This window comes from Reinekea forsetii (genome assembly GCF_002795845.1).
Taxonomy (GTDB): Bacteria; Pseudomonadota; Gammaproteobacteria; order Pseudomonadales; family Natronospirillaceae; genus Reinekea; species Reinekea forsetii.
In genome coordinates, this window is the sequence record NZ_CP011797.1 from 1,142,655 (window position 1) to 1,165,306 (window position 22,652).

Sequence of the window (22,652 nt, forward strand, 5' to 3'; positions counted from 1 at the left end):
TTCACGCAGTAGGGCGTCCTATTAAACCCAAGCCACCCGATTCAATCGGGTGGTTTGTTGCCGGTTAGGATGAAACGACATTGCCGAAACTGTCATAGTGCTGGACCGATACCAAGGTCATGTTGGGCGCATAGTGGTAATTGGACCGCACGACAAAAGCGCCATCAGCGGTAAAGGTCGTTTCGGTAATTCGAAGCCCTTGGGTATCTTCAATGCAAGCGCTTCGCGTCGTTAGCTTACCGGCGGTATCGAACCGATTGATATCAAATTTATAGCTGTTTTCGGCTATCTTCTGCCTGAGGGTCCGGCATTCACAGGCCACCTGAGGATGAGCCAATAGGTGTTCGTTGAGCTGCTCTTGTAGGGGTACCAGTAGGTCGATGTAGTCAATCTTCAAGAGAGTCAGGTCGACATAATGCTCTATCCTTTTGGCCCGATCTCGTTGGTCGAACCAATGTATCGAATAGGTGCCGGCTTCGGCAGCCTGCGCCGCTGCAACGGTACGACTATCAATCCTAATCTCGGGCCGTAAGGCTAAATTTGACATAGCTATCCGTTCGATCCTCTTGAGTTATATAGACTTAGCGGCGTGTTCCGGCAGTAGGCGCTGATAGGCTTTTACCTTGAGCCTCTTTTATGGCCTAGGTGAAGCGTAGGAGGACATTGGATTAAGGTCAATTTGCTGCGAAGAAGTTTTTCAAACCTAGCCTAAGCGCGCGCGAAGGGTCCATTGGTCGAATATAACCGGCTGGAGGTAACGCCCGGCAGGGCCCAGTCAGCGGGCTGTTTAATGCTTCCGGCATAGGCCTCGACAGCACCCGCCGCGGCCTGTACCGTAGCGTTTCTTCGTCCCAGAGCTTGCTTGCTGGGGATCTAGCCTATGCAGGAAGCCCGTCCCAGATGAGTTACTTTGTAAATGCATTAATTCCGGTACTGGCCCTTATTGTTCTCGGCTATGGCCTAAAACGGCTTGAGTTCTTATCCGCTGAGGTTTGGGCGGGTATCGAGAAGATCACCTATTATCTGATGTTTCCGGCGCTCTTGATCCACACCCTAGCCAGCCAAGACTTGGCCGGTCAGCCGTGGTCCCGGTTGTTTCTGATCAGCACCCTGGTGTTGTTGATCTCAGCTCTAGCCTTATGGCTCTATTTCGCACTGACTCATAGGACCTCCGCGGCGACCTTTACCTCCATCTTTCAGGGTGGCGTGCGCTTTAATACCTATATCGCGCTCTCGGTTTCTGGCGCCTACTTTGGCCAAGAGGGCTTGGCGCTGATCTCGGTGGCCTTGGGTTCGATGATTGTTGTGGCCAACATTCTCTGTATTGGCGTTTTCGTGCTTTACGGTAAGGCGGAAGCGCGTACGGTTAAGACCTTTGCTAAGCAGTTGGTGCTGAATCCGTTAGTGATCGGTTGTGCGATCGGCTGGGTGCTCAGTTTGTCCGGCGTCGGTCTGCCTTGGGTCAGTTCGGAGATCTTTGAAATCATCGGACGGGCTGCGCTGCCGCTCGGTTTATTGGCGGTCGGTGCTGCCTTGCGTCCCGGCCTGATCAGGGGGCATGCACCAGCTATTCTGGAGGCCTCAGTGGCACAGTTCCTGATTAAACCGGCTGTGACGCTCGCGCTGTGTGCCGCCTTCGGTCTGACGGGCGTCGCCGCAGGGGCCTTGCTGATTGTGTTTATCACCCCGACGGCGTCATCAGCCTATATTCTGGCCCGGCAATTGGGCGGCGACCTGGAGGCCATGGCCTCAATTATCACCCTGCAGACGCTCGTCGCCTTTGCAGTGATGCCGATATGGGCTTGGGTCTGGCTCACCGCACTCTAGGGCCTGTAGTTTGGTGCTGGGACGCACCGGCGGAACAGCCTGGCCGCTGCCTGATTATAAGGCCAAAAAAAAAGACCCCATTGGGGTCTTTTTTTGTCTGCGCCTAGGGTCTTAGGCGTGACGCTTAATTGGGTCTACTTAGCGAAGTTTGCCGCGCCGAATTCCCAATTAACCAATTGCCAGAAAGCCGCCAAGTAGTTTGGACGAACATTGCGGTAATCGATGTAATAGGCGTGTTCCCAGAGGTCAACGGTGATGATCGGAGTTTGATCGCCCGTGATCGGGGTGCCGGCATTGCTGGTATTGACGATATCCAGGGTGCCGTCAGTGTTTTTAACCAGCCAAGTCCAACTAGAGCCGAAGTTGTTCACGGCCTTATCGTCAAGCGCGGCTTGGAAGGCTTCAAAAGAACCCCATTTGGCGTTAATGGCATCGGCCAAGGCACCCGTCGGTTGGCCGCCGCCATTCGGGCTTAGGCTGTTCCAATAAAAGCTGTGGTTCCAAATCTGAGCGGCATTGTTGAACACACCGCCGGATGAGGATTTGATAATGTCTTCTAGACTCTTACCTTCAAACTCGCTCCCCGGAAGCAAGCCATTGAGCTTGGCAACATAGGTTGCATGATGTTTGCCATGATGAAACTCAAGTGTTTCAGCGGAAATATGGGGCGCTAAGGCATCGATTGCGTAGGGTAAAGTAGGTACTTCAAAAGTCATGGTCGTCTCCGTCGGATTTAGGTTGGTTAATTTAACACTCTATATCATCGGGGCTGATCGGCGCACTTTCAAGTTTTATGTCTTGCAAACCTGTGTTTTAGCAGATCGATCGACCACCCGTGCCGTAGTTCGACGATCCGCTCGGTCGCTGCAGATCTCTAATTTATGGCCCCCGACATTGATTACTGGGTCACGGGGCGGGGCCAATTAGGGCCTATCTCATCGGCCTAATGGTGCACGTAGACCAATATTCAGCCTTTTGCCCAAAAGAGGGTTGGATGCCGGTTGCCCTCTGCCGCATAACCCCAGATAATGAGGCTCGTAAAAAAAACAAACAGGGTTACATGATGGCTGAAAAAACTCCAGCGGGTGATTTACCTCGAATGGTGCCCGATCGAGATGATATTCGCACCCGGAATGTTCGGGCTAATCCCGAACGCAAGCCCGCAGCGGAAAAAAAGACCAGTGCCGGTCAATCTAAATCTCATACCTCATGGGTCGTGGCGCTATTTTTAATTGTTGCCGGCGTCGCCATTGGATATCTAGCCCTGCAACAGTATTCCGCCGTACAGCTGTTGAATTCCTATGAAGAACGTTTGATATTGGCCGATGAGCGCATTGTCAGACTGGAGCAGTCCTTGACCCAGACCGATGAGTCGGTATCGATGAATGGTACGGCCATCAACGCCCAATTTAAGGCGATCAAGGTAGAAACCGATATGCAGATGGATGAGATCCGGAAATTATGGGATGTCGCCAATGTTAGAAATCGCGCCTGGATTGTGGCCAACCAGACCGCCTTGGCTGAGCAGCTTGAAAGCGTCAGCCTGATCAACACCAGTTTAGCGACTGTGCAGTCCGGTCAGGCTGAGGACGTTAAGAAGCTAGCGAGCCTGAGCGAGCAATTGAGTGTCGAAAAAACACAGCGCGGCGAGTCTGAACAGAAATTCGAGCAAGCATTAGTGCAAATCGAGCAACAGTTCGAGCAATTTACGGCTGTTGAACAGCAGCTTGTGCAAGAGTTAGGCCTTATAACAGTCGATCTTGCCGCGGCGTCCAGCACCCTGGGCAGTATTGTCGATGCCAACTACGGCGAGCAAATTTTGACTCTAACGCTAACCCAAGAGCTGGCGGCCGCGCAGCGCGATCAAATCAGTGCCGAGCAAGGGAAAATCATCGCCGATCAGGATGAAATCAGTGCTAAGCAAGAGATCAATACGGCCAACATAACCGAGCTTTTGGGTGCGATTGAGGCCGTCGATGCAGGTCGACTGGCAACCAATAAGCGCTTAACCGCCTTGTCCGGCCAGCTCGATACCGTTAGTGCTAAGGTGATAGCGCTGACTGGGCAATAGCCCTGATTGGGCCTGGTCAGCGCCTATCAAGGACCGACGGCGCTGCACTGCTAGGGTACGTTGGATGCAAAAGGGTTGCTGTGGTCGGTTAGGCCGGGGGCAGCACTGGATATGCTTTTCGGGCATTGACAGGCCAAAGGCCGCAATGTTCATTTTGGGGTTGAACCGCAGTGACCGATAACAGTGACCGATAATAGTGACCGATAAAAACAAGTCCCTGAATGCGCGCCATAAGGCCATTCTGAAATGGCTGGAATCGGACGGTTTAGTCCGGGTCGAGCATATGGTGCGGCGCTATCAGGTCACCGAACAAACCATTCGACGCGATCTGACCTGGCTGGCGCAGCAGCGCCTGATTACCCGCCTGCACGGCGCCGCCAAGCCCTTGAATTCGACCGAAAATATTGCCTACAGCGATCGGCAAATACTGCATCACCGGGCGAAACAGAAAATCGCTGCCGCCATTGCCGCCCTAATCCCCGACAATGCCAGCCTGTTTATCAATATCGGCACCACGACCGAAACCATCGCCCATGCGCTCATGAACCATCGCGGGCTGCAGATAATCACCAACAATTTGCATGTCGCAGCCCTAATGAGCCAGAAGACCGATTTCCGCGTCATCGTTACCAGTGGCGAGGTGAGGGCGACAGATGGTGGCATTATGGGCGAAGCCACCCTCGATTTTATTCAACAATTCAAACTGGATTACGGCCTTATTGGCATCAGTGCCATCGACAATGAAGGCACCCTGTTGGATTTTGACTACCGTGAAGTGAAGGTGGCACAAGCGATTATCGAGCACAGTCGGCAGGTTTTTTTGGCCGCCGATCACAGCAAGTTTGGCCGCAAAGCGATGGTGCGCTTGGGTAACTTAGCCCAAGCGGATCGACTCTTTACTGACCAAGCCCCGCCTACTGATATCCTCGGTTTGATGAACGACAGTGATGTTGCCCTGCATATCTGTCGGTAGCTATTAGTTCTTTTTTGGCGACTTATGTGTCAAATTTTGTGCTTTTTGATACTCTAGCGCACAAATGTACCCTATCCAGGGGTTGCTCGACTAACAGGCTTGTCAGCAACGCTCAGGTTCAATCAGTGAAAAGTGATGCGAAAGCGTCTTGTTTAGGAGGTTCGGCGGTGTTTTTGGATGAATTTCATACGGTAATTGACGGCCGCATTGTGGTGTCCGCGGCACAGGCGAGTCGTTTTGCCAAAGAGGTGGCGGGCGACTTCAACCCAATCCACGATCCCGAGGCCAAACGTTTTGTGGTGCCAGGTGATCTGCTGTTCGCACTGGCTATGTCGAAATACGGCCTAGGCCAACGCATGTCGGTGTCCTTTTCCGGTATGGTCGGCAAAGACAAGCCGCTCAACCTACCCGACAATCATCAGGGTGTTATTGAGATAACCGATGATGCTGGCAAGGTTTATACCCATGTTGAACACCATGGTGAGGTATCGCACGACCGCGCACTTATCGAAGCCGTTATTCGCAGCTACGTCGCCTTTTCCGGTCAGAATTTCCCCTATATATTAGTGCCCCTGCTGGAAAAGCATCAGGTCATGTTTAATCCAAGGCGCCCTCTGGTAATCTATGAGAGCATGTCGTTTGAGCTCGACCGAGTCGCCATTGCTCAACCTGAATTGGCTCTCGTCAACTCGACACTGGATGTCAACGGTAAGCGCGGCGATGCGCATTTCATCTTTGAAATTCGAGATGGTGATGAAGTGATTGGTAAGGGCGATAAAAAACTCATCGTCAGTGGATTACAGCCTTATGACGCAGAACTGATGGGCAGGGTGGTAGACGACTTCGAACTGTTAAAATCGGCCTATCGACCTTCCGCACCGGCCTGATGGCCACATCGGGTGCAAGTAAAGCGCCCGACCCGGCATGGTCGTCTCCAGACGGCCAGCGCGCATTCAGCTTAAAAATAACCCAGTCGTTAATTTCGTTACAAAAAATTACACTCATAACTTGTTGATTTGCAAAGAGGCCTAAAAATCAGTGCAAAAAAGCTGGTATTTACGGGTGCATTTTAGATCGGTTTGCTTATAATCCGCCGCCCTTTGATGCCGGGTTATACCCGAGGTTACCGACTGTATGAGAAATGAGCTTTACACCGCAACTGAACTGGGCCACCTGTGTCTTGCCTCTAGTCTGATTTTAAATGAGCGTCCGTTGCCAATTCGTTTTTTTTACAAGGAAGATCCCCAGCACGCAAATGATACCGGCTTTCGTTTTTACAGCGGTCAGGAGACCGACGAATTCTTACTCGAGGAAAATGCCGCGTGTGTCGCGCCATTGGACTGCCTCGAGCGTTTAGACCCAAGCATCACCGAATTGGTGCGCCGGTCGCAAGTCGGTAGCGTTTGGGAACGCTTGCCCAACACCAACGATTGGGTACCGGTGCACGATTACGACATCCCCGCCTAGCCTGATAGGCCAAGGACCGCGCGCGGTCACGCTCTGCGGGCACTTCTGCTGAGTTTTTATTCTGTACCTCTAAGGTGCCCCTTGCGGCGCTATTGCGTCCCGTCGGATACCAACCACGGCTTGGAAAACCAATAATAAAACGCTCCCGAGGCGCTGCGTGCGGTGCAGTTGAAGCGATGCCGGCCGAGTGTTAAGGGTGCCGGGCTACTTAGCCGAAAGGAGCTGGCCGTGGGACGGCTAGCCGGCAGCGGATCACCATCGAGAAAACAATTCAGGGGCAGCGTTGGCACGAGGTTATCGGTGAAATCGACGGTGACGCTCGGGCTTCGATCGGTCGTGAGCATGTTGGGTAGGTTGGCCTCATCGATCGGCATCGGATGGGAGCCAATCTTGGTCGCCAAGGTGGCCGTATTGGCATATATGCCGGCCGCGGCAAAGCGAGGGATGGCTTGGGCATGGGTGCCCGCCCAGACGCCGCCAGAATGTTGACCGAAACCGAGGTAGCCCATGTCCTTCAGTAAGTCCTGCAGCTGTGTGCTGAACTCGCCATAGGGGTACGCCAGCCAACGCGGCACAGCGTCGCCGAGCTCGTCTACCAGACGCTGCTGTGCCTGTTCGATATTTGCTCTGAGACCGGCCCGCCCCAGCGCGCCGCCGGCCTGTTGGCGCACCAGATAGGCGTGATCGGTGCTGTGGTTGGCAATGGTCACGCCGCGCTGCGCCAGGGTGCGCAATTGCGCCCAACTGAGCATATCGCCATAGCCCTTGTCGATCGGGTCGGTGGCGACAAAGATGGTGAAGGGATAGCCAAACTCCTCAAGCAGTGGCAAGGCATTGTCATAGATATCGCGATAGCCATCGTCAAAGGTGATCGCGATGGTCTTGTCCGGTAAGGGCGAGCCATTTGTAACGGCCGCAAGGGCTTCCGCAAGCGGCATGACATGGATCTGCTGATCTTGAAAAAACTGCAGATGTTCGCGGAAAACTTGTGGCGTGACAGAGGTGCTCGCCGGACTGTCTGTCGAGACGTGGTGATAGACCAGGATATTAAAATGATCGGCTGCAGCGGCCAAGTCGAGCCATCCGGCCAGCACGCAGACCCAGAGCAGTCTTTTCACCAGACCGGACCTTCTGTGCCCAGGCCAATTGCCCGCTGCGGATCGGTGATCCATTCACTCCAGCTGCCCGGGTACAGCGTCGGCATGAGTCGGCCGCTTTCACATAAGGCCAATAGATTATGGCAGGCGGTGACCCCAGAACCGCAGTAGCAGACCAGCGCAGCATTGGGCAAACCGGCAAAGCGCTGCGCCAATTCAGCCGAGCTTAAAAAGCGGCCATCGGCGGCCAGGTTTTTACTGAAATCGGCATTCATCGCCCCCGGAATATGGCCGGCCTGGGTATCGAGTGGTTCAATATCTCCCCGGTAGCGCGCCAAGGCTCGGGCATCTAAGACCAAGGTCGAGGCATCTCGGTCGGCCAGTTCTTGGGCGCTGATGGTCCAGTCGGCACGGGGCGTGATCTGAATCTCGGATGGCTGCGGCACCGGCACTAAGCGGGTGCAATCGCCGCCCAACTGTTGCCAGCGTGCCAGACCGCCATCCAATAGCTGGACCTTGTCGATCCCGGCCCATTTCAACAGCCACCAGGCCCGTGCGGCAAACATGCCGTTGCCTTGATCGTACACCACCACCTGGGACTGGGGTTCGATGCCCCATTGACGCAAGGTCGCCTGCCACTGCTCGACACTCGGCAGGGGGTGACGACCGGTTTGGCCGGGCACGCACGGGCCCGATAACTGCTCTGCCAGATCGGCGTATAGCGCGCCGGGTATATGGCCCTCACGGTATTGCTCGAGGCCCTTGTTGGGCGCCTGTAAATCGAAACGGCAGTCGAGAATAACCTGCCCAGGAAGATCGGTCCGGGTAAAAAGCTGTTCAACTTGGATCAGTTCAGACATGACAAAGTAGCCATTCATTCGATGAAAAGTACGCCCATGGTACCCTATTCAATCAAGCTTTCAACCGAACCATCCGGGGTCATTTGAGCCACCAATAGCTCCACCAGGGCCGCCTTGCTAATCGGTTTGGCCCAGTAAAAGCCTTGTGCCGTTTTACACTGCCAGCTCTTCAGTAGGTCCAAGGTTTGCCGATCTTCGACCCCCTCGGCGACCGCCGTTAAGTCGAGGCCCTTACATATTTGCAAGATCGCCCGGACAATCGTTTGATTGTATTCGCTCTGGGTCAGGTCTTGGATAAAGGAGCGATCGATTTTCAGCGTCTGGACATCAAAGTGCTTGAGGTAGCCCAAATTACTGTAGCCGGTGCCAAAGTCGTCGATCGACAGGCTCACGCCCAGTCGGCGTAAACCGGCTAAATTATTGCGGATATCGCTGACCTGGTCGGCCAATATGGACTCGGTGATTTCAATATCCATCACGGCGGGCTTGAGCCGGTAAAAATCCAGGATTTCAGCGATTTCAGACGCCAAGTCGGTGTTCTTAAATTGTGCCACCGAGACATTCACACTGATATGAAAGCTCGGCAGCGTTTTGATAAAGGTTTGGGTGTCTCGACAGGCGGTGTCCAGGACCCAACGGCCAATCTCTGCGATGAGTCCGTTTTGTTCGGCCATGGGAATAAAATGATCCGGGCCGATGGCCCCGAAGCGACTGTTTTGCCAACGCAAGAGCGCTTCGGCGCCGACAATTTTTTCGCTACACAGGTCGATTTTGGGCTGGTACAGCAAGGTCAGTTCGTTATTTTGGATGGCCATACGCATTTGTGCGGTCAGGTCGAGTCGATACTGTACTTTCTGCTGTTGTTCGTTATTGAAAAAGCAAAAGGTATTGCGGCCCAAGTCTTTGGCCTGATACATGGCCAGATCGGCATTCTTCAAAATGCCTTCAAAGTTGTCTGCATCATTCGGGGCCAGTGCGATGCCGATTGATGCCGAGCAGTGCACCAGCGAGCTGGCCAATTGGTATTCTTTTGCCAATGCGATCATCACGGTGGTAGCTAGGTTTGAAATGGATGCGATATCGGCAAGGCCTTCGGCCAGAATGAGAAACTCATCGCCGCCAAGGCGACAGATGGTGTCGGATTTTCGTACGGTCTGACGCAAACGCTCGGCAACCTGAATCAGCAGATTATCGCCCAGCAGATGACCGAGTGAATCGTTAATCGATTTAAAGTCGTCCAAGTCCAAATACAACACGGCCAGTTGCCGATTGTCGCGCCGGCTTTTGAGTAGGGCGTGCTCGAACCGGTCTTTGGCCAGCAAGCGATTGGGCAGGTTAGTGAGCGCGTCATGTTGCGCGATATAAACTATGTGTTTTTGCGAGGCTTTGAAGCGCTCGTTTTCCGCCATAATAACCTGGCCCGCATCGACTAGGTCCTTGTGCAGTACCTGAATGGCATAGGCGGTAACCGCGAAGATCATCGCAGAGGAAAAGCCGGTTTCAAATGAGGCCACCATTGGCGGTACAGACAGGTAGTCTAGGCTGTAGGCCAGACCCAAGGCCAGGCAGATGAAGATGATCAGCGCGACCACTGTGTAGGTTAGGTGTGCGCGGCCGATCATGGTTGAAAAGATAATCAGCCCCGGCAGACCAAAAAGCGACAGGTCTCGTAGGCCGGCTCCGGTGAGCATCAAAATCAGGATAGTGACAAAGAGCACGCCGACCAGGACGTTGGCCGCCCCGTCTAGGCGATCGCGCCGAGTCAATTGGTCGACCCCGACCATCGCCAATAGGGCACAAGCCAGCATGATCGCTTCAAGCCAAAAGCCATAGATGACCTGCATGATTGCGATCAGCGTTAGGGTAATGGCGACGCCGAAGGTCAGCTGTTTAAGGCGTTTTTTACGCACAAGGCTAAATTTCAAACCAGAGATCCGATAGCGTGAGCAGGTATCTTAAGTATAGGGGGCTTTGGGGATTTGCTTGGGAAAGTTGTGCGGGGCGAAAAGCTGGCTGGTCCGGCTGGATTCGAACCAGCGCATGACAGGATCAAAACCTGTTGCCTTACCGCTTGGCGACGGACCAGTATAAATGTGTGCTAAAACTGCTAAACGAGCGTTACAGAAGAACTGGCTGGTCCGGCTGGATTCGAACCAGCGCATGACAGGATCAAAACCTGTTGCCTTACCGCTTGGCGACGGACCAGTAATGGTGGCTATAGCTAGACTTGAACTAGCGACCCCAGCATTATGAATGCTGTGCTCTAACCAACTGAGCTATATAGCCTCTATAACGGGGCCGTATTATCCCTTTATTTGTTTCTCTGTCAACCGTCTCTAATCTTTTTTTTTAAATAGTTTCAAAGAGTTAGCGAATTATCCGGGCCACAGTGCGGATCCACCTTAGGAATGTCGGCCGTCCGCTAAAGCAAATTCAAGCCAAGTCTTTGAAAAACAGCCATATATGCCTTAAAAACCATCCTTTGGACCTGTTTAATAGCCAAAACGATTCATAAACGGCCGATCTTCGAACGCCGTTATGCCGAGGTGCAAACATTGCCGACCGGCAAGCCGCGGGCAACGGCGCGCTCATGCCCATCGGTTGAGAAGCCGATCGAGTGGCCAAAAATCAGGCGAATTTAAAATCTATTGATACACTTTAAGGACTGTTTTCATTTCTTAGGGAGCTCGATATGGATTTTTCATTCAGTACTATCATCACCTGGGGCGTGCCACTGGTCTTGGTTATATTTCTGGTTACCCTTTACAACAGGCTAGTGGCGTATCGAAATCGCTTTAAAAACGCCTTTGCCCAAATCGATGTGCAATTGCAACGCCGTCACGATCTGATCCCCAACTTGGTTGAAACCGCCAAAACCTACTTAAAGCATGAGCAGGACACCTTGGAAAGCGTAACCGCAGCGCGCAATCAGGCGGTGTCGGCACAGCGGTCGGCGGCGGCAAACCCTGCGGACGGAGCCCTGGTCGGCAAGCTGTCACAAGCTGAAGGTATGCTTTCAGGCGCGCTCGGGCGGCTGTTTGCCGTCTCCGAAGACTATCCCGATTTGAAAGCCGACGGCACCATGCGCGACCTGATGGAAAGCCTGGACAGTACCGAAAACAAGGTCTCCTTTGCCCGCCAAGCCTATAACGATAGCGTGATGCATTACCAAACGCTCAAGGAATCCTTCCCGACCAACCTGGTGGCGAATATGGCCGGCTTTAAGGACGCCGCCCTGTTCGAAGTCGATCGCCCTGAGGTCAAGCGCGCACCGACGGTCGCGTTCTAAGCGGTGTTTAGGTGCTTAGGTGCAAAGGGGCCTAGGTGCAAAGGGCAGTCGAGCTGGGATGGCGCTCAGTACTGCCGTGAGGTTGGCAAGGGGTGGGCATGGACTTTTTTGAACAACAAGATCGGGCACGGCAAAAAACCGGGCAATTGGTGCTGTTATTTTTTCTCGGCCTGCTGGCCACCCTGGTTGCCATCAACCTGGTATGTTTTCTCGCTTATTGGTTTTTTTACAGTCCGGTCGAGCTGGACGGCAGCCCCCCTGTATCAGCCTTGCCCGGTCTACTCGGCGAGTGGTTTCAAGTCTCGCCGGGCGCATCAGGCGAGCCGAGTGCCACTCTGGCCCTGGCCTGGTCCGGCTGGTGGCACTCCAATCTAAATTGGCAAATAAGCCTCGGTGTGATTGGTGCAGTGATTATTGGCACGCTGTTCCGCTTTCTCGAACTGGCTGGAGGAGGGCGCAAGGTGGCCGATTGGGCCGGTGCGAAGCCCATTCAAATGGGCACCAGCTATCCGGCCATCAAGCAACTGATCAATATCTGCGAGGAGATGGCCATTGCCGCCGGTATGCCGGTGCCAGAGCTTTACTTGATGGAACACGAACCGGGTATCAATGCCTTTGTAGCCGGTTACTCGCCCCAGGATGCGGTGCTGGTGGTGACCCAGGGCGCTTTGGATCAGCTCAGTCGCGACCAATTACAGGGTGTGGTCGGGCATGAGTATTCACATATCCTCAATGGGGATATGCGGCTCAATATTCGTTTGATGGCTTGCTTGGCTGGGCTGGTAATGATTGGTCAAATCGGTCGATTTTTGCTGGAGGCCAATTTCTGGCACGGCTCAAGACGCAGCCATCGCAATGACGGTCGAAGTGCCTTGCTGATGATTGGCCTGGGCCTGGTATTTGTCTTGGTCGGCTATATCGGTGTTCTGGTCGGGCGCATAATTAAGGCCGCTGTGTCACGCCAGCGGGAGTTCCTGGCCGATGCCAGCGCGGTGCAATTTACCCGCTTGCCGGATGGTTTGGCCGGCGCACTGTACGCTATCAAAGGACATGCTGGCGGCTCTCAGTTGACCCATCGCCATGCCGAGGACATGTCGCACTTCTGCTTTGGCGAGTCGGTCGCCCTATCGGATCGCCTGGCCACCCATCCGCCGATTGTCGAGCGCATCCGAGCCATTGCACCGCACTTTGTCGCGCAAGAGCGCAGTCGACGGCGACGCACTGAGTCGGCGGACGACAGCGTGAGTCGATCCCAGCCTCAGGCCTTTGACAGCGCCCTTACCCTGGTGGGCATTAGCGCCCTAGTCGGCCAGGTCACGCCGGATCAGTTGAACTATGCGCGCGACCTGTATCGCCATATACCGGAGCAGGTTAAAACCTGGCTGCATCAATCAGATGGCGCCAAGGCCTACCTGTACTGCCAGATACTGCTCGGTAGCGCGTCGGCTCGGCAAGCCGTGCTCGACCTGATCAAGCAGGAAGACAGCACCCTGATCGACCTGCTGCAAAAGATCTGGCCCTATTGTCAGAAAATGGACGAACAGTTACGCCTGCCGATAGTGGACTTACTGATTCCGACGCTCAAGAAACTATCCGAAGCTGAGCGGCTGGTCTTCCTCGATCGGCTCGAGCGTTTGGTCGCCCTCGACGGCCGTGTCGACTTTATTGAGTGGGTCACCCTGACCCTGATTCAGCTGCGCCTGCGACCCACGCTCGCAGCAGCCAAGCGAAAGCTCGATGGCAACATCCGGCACTATCAGCGCGCCCTGAGCACCATCTTCAATATCTTAGTGGAGCTGAGCCGCGACAAGGTGGCGGCGGAAAAGGCCCATCAAGCCATTTGCCGCCAAATGGACATAGCCTATCGGCCTAGCCAGACGCTGCAGTCCATCGGTTACCAGGGGCTGGGTTCAGCCCTAATGGCATTGCAGCAGGTAAATTTTGTTTGGCGCAAAACCTTGTTGCAAGCCTTTGCCGATATTATTCAAGCCGATGGCCGAGTTGAATTCCGTGAATATGAAATACTCCGCATAATGGCTCAGTGCCTAGCGTGCCCTATGCCACCCCTTCGGCCCATCCCAGTAAATACCAGTATTCGTTAAATCGCCTGCCCAGCTCGCCAATCGTTGTGACCGATTTAACAGAACCATCCGCCGATCGGTGGCTCACTGGCGGGTAGCGATCGACGCAGGTTGATTAGCTGCTACAAGCAAATTTGACAACCATCAATAACCTGCTTCCTAGCGTTCATGCGCGCTGGGCATGCTAAGCGGTGAGGACTCTTATTAGCAGCAATTGAGACTTGATGGGGTTCCGGTAGCTGAATAATAACAATCTAGGGCCGTTCGGCGTTTTTTTCGAGGTAGTGGTCGCCCGAGCCAATAAGGGGCGTTTCCGAGTGGAATGATTGTCCTGCAGCCCCCGTCGCACCTAGGTGAACGAGGTATTAACTATCAACGCGGTACAGCAAAAAACAGGCACTAACGACAAGCCAGTCGCCCCTTCGACTGGCAATCAGCGACCGTCGGTTCCGGTCGTCGGGCTGGGCGCGTCCGCCGGCGGCTTGGACGCTTATAAGCGGTTTTTCAGCGCGATGCCGAGCAACAGTGGTTTGGCCTTTGTATTGGTGCAGCATCTCGACCCGAAGCACAGCAGCATGACTGCCCAACTGCTCGGCAAGCACACGTTGATGACGGTGGAGCAGGTTGAACACGCCACCGCCGTGCAAGCCAATCATGTTTATGTGATACCGCCGAACAAGGATCTGCTCCTAGTCAATGGCTGCCTGCTGCTCAATGCCTTGCCGCCGCGTCAGGGCCCGCATTTGCCAGTCGATCTATTTTTACGGTCACTGGCCCAAGACCAGGGCGAGCAGGCCCAGGCCATTATTCTATCTGGCTCGGGCTCGGACGGTACGCTGGGCGTTGCCGCGATCAAGGCCGGCGGCGGCTTGGTGCTGGTGCAAACGCCGGAAACCGCCCAGTTCGATGGCATGCCGCGCAGTGCCATTCAGACCGACTTGGTCGATTGCGTGGCCGATGTCGAGGCGCTACCTGAGCTGTTAATTCACTACCAGGCCCAGCTGCAGGGCTTGGCGATGTCCGATGCGCATAAGACGGTGCCCGACGATCAACTCGACCTGCTTATTAATGCGGTTCGAATGCGTACCAAATACGACTTCAGGTTCTATAAGAAGGGCACCCTATTACGGCGCATTCATCGACGCATGGGCTTGAACCATCTGTCTGATATAAAGGAATATGTGCACCTGGTGCAGACGGACGAGGGTGAAGCCAAGCGCCTCTTCAAGGACCTCCTCATTAGTGTGACCGGTTTTTTTCGCGATCTGGAAGCTTACCAGGAACTCCAGTTAGAGGTGATCGAAACGCTGGTGGCCGAGGCGGCGCCTGATCAGCCAATCCGAGTTTGGGTGGCCGGTTGCGCTACCGGTGAAGAAGCCTACTCCATCGCCATGGTGATCCTCGAACAATTGGCAGTGGCGAACAAATGCTGTCCGGTGCAGATTTTTGCCTCCGATATCGATGAGCAGGCCCTGTCTATCGCCCGGTTGGGCCGATACCCTCTCAATATTGCCACCGATGTATCGGCCCCTCGGCTGCAGAAATTTTTCATCCAGCAGGATCAGTCTTATCAGGTAACAAAAACCCTGCGCGAAGCGATCATCTTTGCAGAGCACAATCTGATCAGCGATCCGCCCTTTTCCCGCCTTGACCTAATCAGCTGTCGCAACTTGATGATCTACATGGAGCCGGAACTGCAGCGCAAGATCGTGCCCCTTTTCCATCTAATACTGAAGGCAGGGCGTTATCTTTTTTTGGGCAGTTCTGAAACCATCGGCAGCCAAACCACGCTCTTTCAACCCATTAGCAAAAAGGCGCGACTGTTTCAGCGGGTCGGCGCAGCGCAGCGCGATGGCCTGCAGATGTCTTATGTTAGCGGCTTGGAACGCTTTAGCAGTGCCCGTGTGGATGTCCCAGAGACCTGTCTGGAACCGCTTAATTTTGCCAAACTAACCCAATATCTGTTACTTGAACGGTTTGCGCCTTTTGCCGTGCTGGTCGATCCCCAATACCAGGTATTGTATCTGGCGGGGCCGTCGGGCTTATATTTAGAAATGACCACAGGCGTGCCCAGCAAGGACCTCATCACCATGGTCCGAGAAGGCTTGCGCAGCAAGGTGCGCATGGCCTTAGAAAAGGCCGGCCAAACGGATGAGGAGTTTTCGGTACCTGGGCGGGTTAAGCGCGAGGGTCACTACCACCACGTGACCGTGACCGCCATTCCGGTCAGCGCCTATCGCGCTAATGCGAAGCTGCTCTTGCTCACTTTTGCCGAAGCGAAACAGATCGTTGTTGCCCCGGCCAGCACTGAAGTCGGCGAGCTGGATACTCACGCAGAGTGGCAACTCAAGACCTTGGAAGCGGAATTGCGCGAAGCCAGAGAGGATTCGCGCCATCACCTAACGGCGATGGCAGAAGCTAATGAGAAGCTACGGACGTCCAACGAAGAGGTTTTGTCGATCAATGAAGAGCTGCAGTCGACCAACGAAGAGCTGGAAACCTCAAAAGAAGAGCTGCAGTCGCTCAATGAGGAGTTGTCGACGGTTAATAACCAGCTGCAGGACAAGGTGCAAGAACTGGCCGGGGCCAATGATGACTTGGCCAATCTGTTGGCCAACACCGATATAGCGGCGCTGTTTCTCGATCGTAACTTTGTCATCAGGCGTTTTACTCCAGCGACACGCAAGGTATTCAATCTGATTGCATCCGATATCGGTCGTCCGATAGGAGATATCTCCCACCGAATCAGGGATTTAACCCTGCTCGAGGATGCCCAGATGGTAATGCAAAACTTGACCACCATTGAGCGTGAGGTTGCCACCAATAACGATCAGTTCTTTATCCAGATTATCAAACCTTTTCGCACCGAAGCCAACGTGATCGATGGCATCGTGGCAACCTATGTCGACATTAGCCATTTAAAAAAATCACAGGAAAACCTGGTGAACGCCAAGCGCAGGGTCGAGCTGCTGCTGCAATCGACCGGAGAGGCGATCTACGGTGTCGATAGACAGGGACGCTGTATCTTTGCCAATAATCGCCTAGCGCAGCAATTGGGCTTCAACTCGGACGAGCTGCTCGGCAGCGATATCCATGCGCTGATTCACCATACCCACGAAGATGGCTCAGTCTTCCATTGGAAGGAATCCTTTGTGTATAAGTGTCTGACCAACAAAAAGGGCCACCAGGGCGGGCATAATATTGCCTGGCGCGAGGATGGTACCTCCTTTCCAATTCTCTACACGGTAGAACCGATCAAAGAAAATGGCGAGTTGACCGGTGCCATGGTGACCTTTCGCGATCGCACCGAGGAGCGCGCCGCCTCCAACAAGCTCGATCACCTCGCCCGACACGACACCCTTACGGGCTTGGTCAATCGGCGTGAATTTGAGGATCGCCTGACTCGAGTGCTCGACAGTGCCCGGCAGGAAAAGACCGAACACGTTCTCTGCTATCTCGATTTAGACCAGTTCAAGGTGGTCAACGACACCTGTGGGCACTTGGCCGGCGATGAGCTGTTGCGCCAAATTGCCGGGCTGCTCGAAAGCCATATTCGTAAGCGCGATACCCTGGCCCGTTTGGGTGGGGATGAATTTGGCCTGTTGATGGAGCATTGTGATCTCTACGAGGGACGCCGGGTCGGTAATAATTTGCGCGATGCCGTCGCCGAATACCGATTTGTCTGGGAGGGTAAGGCGCACACAGTTGGGGTGAGTATCGGAGTGGTATCGATCGTCGATGATGTTGGCGATATCACCGATGTCCTAAAGGCGGCTGACGCGGCCTGCTACGTCGCTAAAGAAGGCGGGCGTAATCGAATTCACGTCTACCACCCCAATGATGCCGAACTGTCCAACCGCCAAGGGGAGATGCAATGGGTTGAGCACATCAACAGTGCGCTCTTAGCAGGCCGTTTTCAATTGGCCGTGCAACCGATTATGGCCTTGGCTGACAACAGCGCCGACGCCCAGTCCTATGAAGTGCTATTGCGCATGGAGGGCTTGGATGGCGAGCTCATTATGCCAGAAACCTTTTTGGGCGCGGCCGAACGCTACAATCTGGTCACCAAACTGGATACCTGGGTGGTGCACAGCATCGTGGCCTGGATCGATAGCCATCCAAGCGAATTTGCCAAGGTGAGTCTTTTAAATATCAATTTATCGGGCAGGACCCTGGGCGACAACGACTTTTTGGCCACCCTGATGACGCTATTCGAAGACCACAAGATTCCCGGCAACAAGATTTGTTTTGAAATTACCGAAACGGCCGTGATTAGCAATCTGTTTAGCGCCAATCGATTTATGCACTCGTTAAAACAACTTGGTTGCGTCTTTGCGCTCGACGATTTCGGGACTGGCTTGTCCTCTTTTCAATATCTGAAGACCCTGCCGGTGGAATACCTCAAGATCGACGGTATGTTTATCCGTGACATACTCGATGACCCGATTGACTTGGCGATGGTTAAGTCGATCAGTGAAATTGGTCAAGTGATGGGCAAGCAAATCATTGCAGAATACGTGGAAAGTGAGTTGGTATTGGAAAAGCTCAAGGAAATGGGCCTGAACTACGCCCAGGGTTTTTATCTGGGCGCGCCTGTGGCACTGCAGGATATGAACTTTGATACCGGTTCGGTGCAGCCTGCGAGCTAAATTGGTCTGCCAGAGCGACCGGTTTGTCCCAATGCCAGCCCTTGCAACCTGGGCTTTGCACCGCCTTGGCCGAGTGACTGGCGAAATTACCGCTTTATTAACGCAACGGCCCTCATATCCCTTGATTCCGCCTGCTGCATTGCGTAAACTGCCGCCCCTCTGCTCGAACCGAGTAGAGACAGTTGTGCTTTGCCCTTGGGGTAAAGTACTTAACTCCTTACCTTACTGTGAGTGTTACAGGAGGTTGTTAACCCGGAAGGAGCATTTATGCGCCATTACGAAATCGTTCTACTGGTCCATCCTGACCAGTCTGAACAAGTGCCTGCCATGGTAGAGCGTTACACGTCTGTTGTAACCGAAGCCGGCGGTGCTATCCACCGTTACGAAGATTGGGGCCGTCGTCAATTAGGTTTCCCAATTCAGGATCTCCATAAGGCTCACTACGTGTTGTTAAACATCGAAGTGACGGATGCCTCTATAGAAGACTTGAAAACCACTTTCCGTTTTAACGATGCGATTTTACGCAGCATTGTTCTGCGTCGTAAAGATGCAGTCATCGAGGCCTCGCCTATGATGAAATCTGTTGAAGCCAAGAAAGCGAAAGATGAAGCCCAGGCCGCTGCACGTACTCCGCGCTCTGAAGACGAAGCCACCACTGACGATGCTGATGACGATTCAGCATCTGAAGAATAATAGGAGCATACACTATGGCACGTTTCTTTCGCCGTCGTAAGTTCTGCCGCTTCACTGCAGAAGGCATTGTTGAGATAGATTACAAAGATGTTGACCTATTAAAGGGCTACATTACCGAAACAGGCAAGATTGTACCGAGTCGTATCACCGGTACCAGTGCGAGATATCAGCGTCAATTGGCGACTGCCATCAAACGCGCACGGTATTTGGCTCTGTTGTCCTACACCGACTCACACAAGTAAGTTATTGAGGTAAGCGAGATGGAAGTTATCCTGCTTGAAAAAGTTGGTAAGATGGGCGTTTTGGGCGACACCGTAAATGTAAAAAGCGGTTATGCGCGCAATTTCCTGGTACCAACAGGCAAGGCAGTCCCTGCGACTGCAGAAAATTTAAAGCATTTCGAAGTTCGTCGTGGCGAACTGGTTAAGGCTGAAGCCGCTAAATTGGCTTCTGCCCAAGCACGTGCCGATCAACTGGCTGAGCTTGAGTTAACCGTTACGGCGCACGCCGGCGAAGAAGGCAAGTTGTTCGGTTCTATCGGTCCTCGTGACGTGGCTGACCTTGTGTCTGCAACAGGCGTTGAGATTGAGAAATCCGAAGTGAAGATGCCTTTAGGTCCGATTCGTACCGTTGGTGAATACGACATTGCTGTCCAGTTACACAGCGATGTCAAGGGTACTGTGCATTTGATCGTTGTTGCAGAAGCCTAAGGTCAATTCAGGTCTGTAGCGCCTAGGCGATGCAGACTCGATTGACAGCGGTTGCCGGAATGGCAACCGCTATCTAAGAAGCGCACCTCGGTGCGTTTTTTTTTGTTCGGCTTTTATCAACAGCCGGTCAACGCCGATTTCACCCTGGCTTTTGCTGTCTTGGGCGCGACACCGCTCGAGCTAGGTCAAATACCCCGTGCCTCTGGCACTGTATCTCGGTAAACTGCTCCTCTATTTAGGTTGTGGAAGTTTCTGGATGTCCGATAATTACGATGACGATTTGCTCTCCTCGAGCGACCCTGAGATCCGTCAAATTAAGACCCCACCCCATTCTTTGGAAGCCGAACAGTCGGTTCTGGGTGCCTTGATGGTCGATAACTCGCAATGGGACAATGTCTCCGAAATTCTGATGCCGGACGATTTCTTTCGCAATGAACACCGTCAAATCTTCCGTATGATGATGAAGTTGGCCTCGGCCAATTCGCCGATGGATGTTATTACCCTGGGCGAGACCCTGGAAAAGGAGCGCTTACTGGAGTCGACCGGCGGCATGACCTATCTGACCGAATTGGCCGAAAACACGCCATCGATCAGCAATGTCGTGGCCTATGCCAAGATCGTCCACGAGCGCAGCGTCTTGCGGCAGTTAATCAGTGTCGCCGGCGATATCGCCGGTAAGGCTTACGACCCGCGCGGTCTGGATGCCCAAACCATTCTCGATGAGGCCGAACGAGCGGTCTATAAGATTGCCGAGGATCGACCCAATCAGGGTGGCCTTATTCACGTCAATCCCCTGGCCGATCGGGCCTTGGCGCGGATTGATGAGTTGTCCAAACAAGATTCCGATATAGTCGGGATATCGTCCGGTTTCAGCGACCTCGATAAGACCACCAAGGGTTTTAAGGGCGGCGAATTGATTATTGTCGCGGCGCGACCGGCTATGGGCAAAACCACTTTCGCCATGAACCTGGTCGAGGAGGCCATCCTCAATCAGGATAAGGTCGTCGTGGTGTTCAGCTTGGAAATGCCCGCCGATCAGTTGCTCAATCGTGCCTTTGCCTCGCTCGGGCGGATCGAGTTGGGCCGGGTGATTACCGGCAAGTTGGCCGATGACGATTACCCCAAGCTGGTCAAGGCGGTCAATCTGCTCAAGGATAAGAAACTCTATATAGACGATACTGCCGGCCTGTCACCGTCGGAGATGCGCTCGCGGATCCGCCGACTGATCCGCGAACACGGCAGCATCGGCATGATCATGATCGATTATCTGCAATTGATGAGCATCAAGGGTTTCACCGAAGGCCGTACCAACGAGATCTCGGAAATATCGCGCACCCTGAAAGCCATCGCCAAAGAATTCGACTGCCCGGTAATTGCCCTATCGCAGCTTAACCGTTCACTCGAGCAGCGCCCCAATAAGCGGCCTATTGCCTCGGATTTGCGTGAATCGGGCGCGATCGAGCAGGATGCCGATCTGATTATGTTTATCTACCGCGATGAAATCTACAATCCCGATTCACCCGAGAAGGGCACCGGTGAAATTATTATCGGCAAGAATCGAAACGGTCCAACCAATACGGTCCGGCTCTCCTTTCAGGGCCAATACTCGAAGTTTTCCGATTTGGCACCGGACTATATGGGTGAGTACAACAGCTGATGAATCGAGGCACCCAGGCACAGATCGATCCGACCGCGTGGCAGCATAATGTGCAGTGCGTCCGCGAGTGGGCGCCCCAGGCGCGGGTCTGGGCCGTGGTCAAGGCCAATGCCTACGGTCACGGGGTTGAGCGGGCAGCGCAGGCCTTGAGTTCGGCCGATGGCTATGCCGTGGCCACGCTCGGTGAGGCGATCGAATTACGTCGGTTACAGCCGCACCATCCGATCCTATTGCTCGAAGGTGTTAATCGGGCAGAGCAACTGGCCGATGTAGTGGCCTGCCAGTTACAGACCGTGGTGCACTGCCAGACCCAGCTCGATCAGATACGCCAAAGCACGGCGCAGCGGCTTGACACCCAGCCCTTGGTGGTCTGGCTCAAGGTCGATACCGGGATGCATCGATTGGGTTTTGCGCCGTCAGACCTGGCGTCGGCCCGTTCGCTCTTAGCGAATTGCCCGGGTGTGCAGCTCGAGGGCGTGATGACCCATCTGGCCTGTGCCGATGCTCTAGACCAACCGGAACCAACCCTCCAGCAACTGGCTCTATTCGACGCCTGTGTGCGACCCGGCGATCGCTTAAGCATTGCTAACTCCGCCGCCGTAATCGGATGGCCGCAAACCCATAATGACTGGGTCCGGCCTGGCATTATGCTCTACGGTTCCTCGCCCTTTGCCGAGCGCAACGGCGTAGATCTGGGGTTGCGCCCGGTGATGACTCTGACCGCGCCGGTGCTGGCTGTGCGTACGGTCCTGGCGGGCGAGGCCATAGGCTATGGCCATGTTTGGCGAGCCGAACGGGATTCGCGTATCGCCACCGTGGCGATCGGTTATGGCGATGGCTATCCGCGTCAGGCACCCAATGGCACGCCGATCTGGCTTAACGGTCAAACGGTGCCCTTGGCGGGCCGGGTATCGATGGACATGCTGATGATCGATGTCACCGATCTGGATCGGGTGTCGGTCGGCGATATGACCGAACTGTGGGGCAAGCGTTTAAGCGTTGATGAGGTCGCGCGCGCCATCGGCACCATCGGCTATGAGTTGCTCACTCGGGTGACCGCGCGGGTCGAGCGCGTCTAATTCGGTTCTTCGTGCCATCGCAGCCCTCGCGCCCTCGCGCCCTCGCGCCCTCGCGCCCTCGCGCCCTCGCGCCCTCGCGCCCTCGCGCCCTCGCGCCCTCGCGCCGTCGTCCCGGCGACGGCTCCGTATAGCCTCCTCTCAGGCCGTCTAGCCCCGCCCCATACACCAAATGGATGATGGGTATCTGCCCCGCGGGTCA

18 protein-coding genes and 3 tRNA genes are annotated in these 22,652 nt (G+C 54.3%); 13 read left to right on the plus strand and 8 right to left on the minus strand.

Annotation, left to right across the window (positions count from 1 at the left end; all coding sequences use genetic code 11):
* Positions 1-64 precede the first annotated feature (64 nt).
* Positions 65-547: a hypothetical protein gene (locus REIFOR_RS05355; RefSeq protein WP_100256578.1), complete on the minus strand. Its 483-nt coding sequence runs from the start codon at positions 545-547 to the stop codon at positions 65-67.
* Between the two features lie 353 nt (positions 548-900).
* On the opposite strand from REIFOR_RS05355, the gene REIFOR_RS05360 reads away from it, so the two are divergent.
* Positions 901-1,827 (plus strand): AEC family transporter, encoded by a 927-nt coding sequence (locus tag REIFOR_RS05360; protein ID WP_100256579.1) that lies wholly within the window; start codon positions 901-903, stop codon positions 1,825-1,827.
* A 134-nt stretch (positions 1,828-1,961) separates the two neighbouring features.
* Here the strand turns inward: REIFOR_RS05360 and REIFOR_RS05365 are convergent, their stop codons facing one another.
* Positions 1,962-2,543, minus strand: a complete 582-nt coding sequence (locus REIFOR_RS05365) for a Fe-Mn family superoxide dismutase (RefSeq protein ID WP_100256580.1) — start codon at positions 2,541-2,543, stop codon at positions 1,962-1,964.
* A 278-nt stretch (positions 2,544-2,821) separates the two neighbouring features.
* Between REIFOR_RS05365 and REIFOR_RS05370 the strand changes: the two genes are divergently transcribed.
* The 4 genes from REIFOR_RS05370 to REIFOR_RS05385 all read left to right on the plus strand — a co-directional run bounded on the left by REIFOR_RS05370 (position 2,822) and on the right by REIFOR_RS05385 (position 6,338).
* Entirely contained in the window at positions 2,822-3,898 is a 1,077-nt protein-coding gene (locus REIFOR_RS05370) for a coiled-coil domain-containing protein (protein WP_100256581.1), read from the plus strand.
* 196 nt (positions 3,899-4,094) lie between these two features.
* Entirely contained in the window at positions 4,095-4,871 is a 777-nt protein-coding gene (locus REIFOR_RS05375; protein WP_227003769.1) for a DeoR family transcriptional regulator, read from the plus strand.
* A 167-nt stretch (positions 4,872-5,038) separates the two neighbouring features.
* On the plus strand, positions 5,039-5,758 hold the full coding sequence (locus tag REIFOR_RS05380; RefSeq protein ID WP_100256582.1) for a DUF3581 family protein: 720 nt from the start codon (positions 5,039-5,041) through the stop codon (positions 5,756-5,758).
* Between the two features lie 247 nt (positions 5,759-6,005).
* The gene (locus REIFOR_RS05385) at positions 6,006-6,338 is read left to right on the plus strand and encodes a DUF2185 domain-containing protein (RefSeq protein WP_100256583.1); all 333 of its coding nucleotides are present in this window, start codon (positions 6,006-6,008) and stop codon (positions 6,336-6,338) included.
* Between the two features lie 89 nt (positions 6,339-6,427).
* Here the strand turns inward: REIFOR_RS05385 and REIFOR_RS05390 are convergent, their stop codons facing one another.
* The 6 genes from REIFOR_RS05390 to REIFOR_RS05415 all read right to left on the minus strand — a co-directional run bounded on the left by REIFOR_RS05390 (position 6,428) and on the right by REIFOR_RS05415 (position 10,581).
* Positions 6,428-7,456 (minus strand): polysaccharide deacetylase family protein, encoded by a 1,029-nt coding sequence (locus REIFOR_RS05390; protein WP_158524296.1) that lies wholly within the window; start codon positions 7,454-7,456, stop codon positions 6,428-6,430.
* Positions 7,453-8,295, minus strand: a complete 843-nt coding sequence (locus REIFOR_RS05395) for a sulfurtransferase (protein WP_100258707.1) — start codon at positions 8,293-8,295, stop codon at positions 7,453-7,455. Before REIFOR_RS05395 ends, REIFOR_RS05390 begins: the two co-directional genes overlap by 4 nt.
* Positions 8,296-8,339: 44 nt before the next feature.
* Positions 8,340-10,220: a putative bifunctional diguanylate cyclase/phosphodiesterase gene (locus tag REIFOR_RS05400; protein WP_100256585.1), complete on the minus strand. Its 1,881-nt coding sequence runs from the start codon at positions 10,218-10,220 to the stop codon at positions 8,340-8,342.
* Positions 10,221-10,305: 85 nt separating this feature from the next.
* A tRNA-Gln gene (locus REIFOR_RS05405) sits at positions 10,306-10,380 on the minus strand.
* Between the two features lie 45 nt (positions 10,381-10,425).
* Positions 10,426-10,500 (minus strand) — tRNA-Gln (locus REIFOR_RS05410).
* 4 nt (positions 10,501-10,504) lie between these two features.
* Positions 10,505-10,581, minus strand: a tRNA-Met gene (locus REIFOR_RS05415).
* Positions 10,582-10,987: 406 nt separating this feature from the next.
* Between REIFOR_RS05415 and REIFOR_RS05420 the strand changes: the two genes are divergently transcribed.
* The 8 genes from REIFOR_RS05420 to alr all read left to right on the plus strand — a co-directional run bounded on the left by REIFOR_RS05420 (position 10,988) and on the right by alr (position 22,453).
* Positions 10,988-11,584, plus strand: a complete 597-nt coding sequence (locus REIFOR_RS05420) for a LemA family protein (RefSeq protein ID WP_100256586.1) — start codon at positions 10,988-10,990, stop codon at positions 11,582-11,584.
* A gap of 98 nt (positions 11,585-11,682) precedes the next feature.
* On the plus strand, positions 11,683-13,686 hold the full coding sequence (locus tag REIFOR_RS05425) for a M48 family metallopeptidase (protein ID WP_100256587.1): 2,004 nt from the start codon (positions 11,683-11,685) through the stop codon (positions 13,684-13,686).
* Positions 13,687-14,018: 332 nt separating this feature from the next.
* Positions 14,019-18,314, plus strand: a complete 4,296-nt coding sequence (locus REIFOR_RS05430; RefSeq protein ID WP_100256588.1) for an EAL domain-containing protein — start codon at positions 14,019-14,021, stop codon at positions 18,312-18,314.
* A 267-nt stretch (positions 18,315-18,581) separates the two neighbouring features.
* Positions 18,582-19,007: a 30S ribosomal protein S6 gene (rpsF, locus tag REIFOR_RS05435; protein ID WP_100256589.1), complete on the plus strand. Its 426-nt coding sequence runs from the start codon at positions 18,582-18,584 to the stop codon at positions 19,005-19,007.
* A 14-nt stretch (positions 19,008-19,021) separates the two neighbouring features.
* Positions 19,022-19,249 (plus strand): 30S ribosomal protein S18, encoded by a 228-nt coding sequence (gene rpsR, locus REIFOR_RS05440; RefSeq protein WP_100256590.1) that lies wholly within the window; start codon positions 19,022-19,024, stop codon positions 19,247-19,249.
* 18 nt (positions 19,250-19,267) lie between these two features.
* Entirely contained in the window at positions 19,268-19,717 is a 450-nt protein-coding gene (gene rplI / locus REIFOR_RS05445; protein WP_100256591.1) for a 50S ribosomal protein L9, read from the plus strand.
* Between the two features lie 256 nt (positions 19,718-19,973).
* A complete protein-coding gene (gene dnaB / locus REIFOR_RS05450) occupies positions 19,974-21,374 on the plus strand; it encodes a replicative DNA helicase (RefSeq protein WP_100256592.1) in 1,401 nt (466 codons plus the stop codon).
* Positions 21,374-22,453: an alanine racemase gene (gene alr / locus REIFOR_RS05455; protein ID WP_100256593.1), complete on the plus strand. Its 1,080-nt coding sequence runs from the start codon at positions 21,374-21,376 to the stop codon at positions 22,451-22,453. Before dnaB ends, alr begins: the two co-directional genes overlap by 1 nt.
* Positions 22,454-22,652 lie beyond the last annotated feature (199 nt).

Coding starts and splice junctions, on each gene's coding strand:
- REIFOR_RS05355 (WP_100256578.1), bottom strand. CDS start 547: ATGTCAAATTTAGCCTTACGGCCCGAGATTAGGATTGATAGTCGTACC.
- REIFOR_RS05360 (WP_100256579.1), top strand. CDS start 901: ATGAGTTACTTTGTAAATGCATTAATTCCGGTACTGGCCCTTATTGTT.
- REIFOR_RS05365 (WP_100256580.1), bottom strand. CDS start 2,543: ATGACTTTTGAAGTACCTACTTTACCCTACGCAATCGATGCCTTAGCG.
- REIFOR_RS05370 (WP_100256581.1), top strand. CDS start 2,822: ATGCCGGTTGCCCTCTGCCGCATAACCCCAGATAATGAGGCTCGTAAA.
- REIFOR_RS05385 (WP_100256583.1), top strand. CDS start 6,006: ATGAGAAATGAGCTTTACACCGCAACTGAACTGGGCCACCTGTGTCTT.
- REIFOR_RS05395 (WP_100258707.1), bottom strand. CDS start 8,295: ATGTCTGAACTGATCCAAGTTGAACAGCTTTTTACCCGGACCGATCTT.
- REIFOR_RS05420 (WP_100256586.1), top strand. CDS start 10,988: ATGGATTTTTCATTCAGTACTATCATCACCTGGGGCGTGCCACTGGTC.
- REIFOR_RS05425 (WP_100256587.1), top strand. CDS start 11,683: ATGGACTTTTTTGAACAACAAGATCGGGCACGGCAAAAAACCGGGCAA.
- rpsF (WP_100256589.1), top strand. CDS start 18,582: ATGCGCCATTACGAAATCGTTCTACTGGTCCATCCTGACCAGTCTGAA.
- rpsR (WP_100256590.1), top strand. CDS start 19,022: ATGGCACGTTTCTTTCGCCGTCGTAAGTTCTGCCGCTTCACTGCAGAA.
- rplI (WP_100256591.1), top strand. CDS start 19,268: ATGGAAGTTATCCTGCTTGAAAAAGTTGGTAAGATGGGCGTTTTGGGC.
- dnaB (WP_100256592.1), top strand. CDS start 19,974: ATGTCCGATAATTACGATGACGATTTGCTCTCCTCGAGCGACCCTGAG.
- alr (WP_100256593.1), top strand. CDS start 21,374: ATGAATCGAGGCACCCAGGCACAGATCGATCCGACCGCGTGGCAGCAT.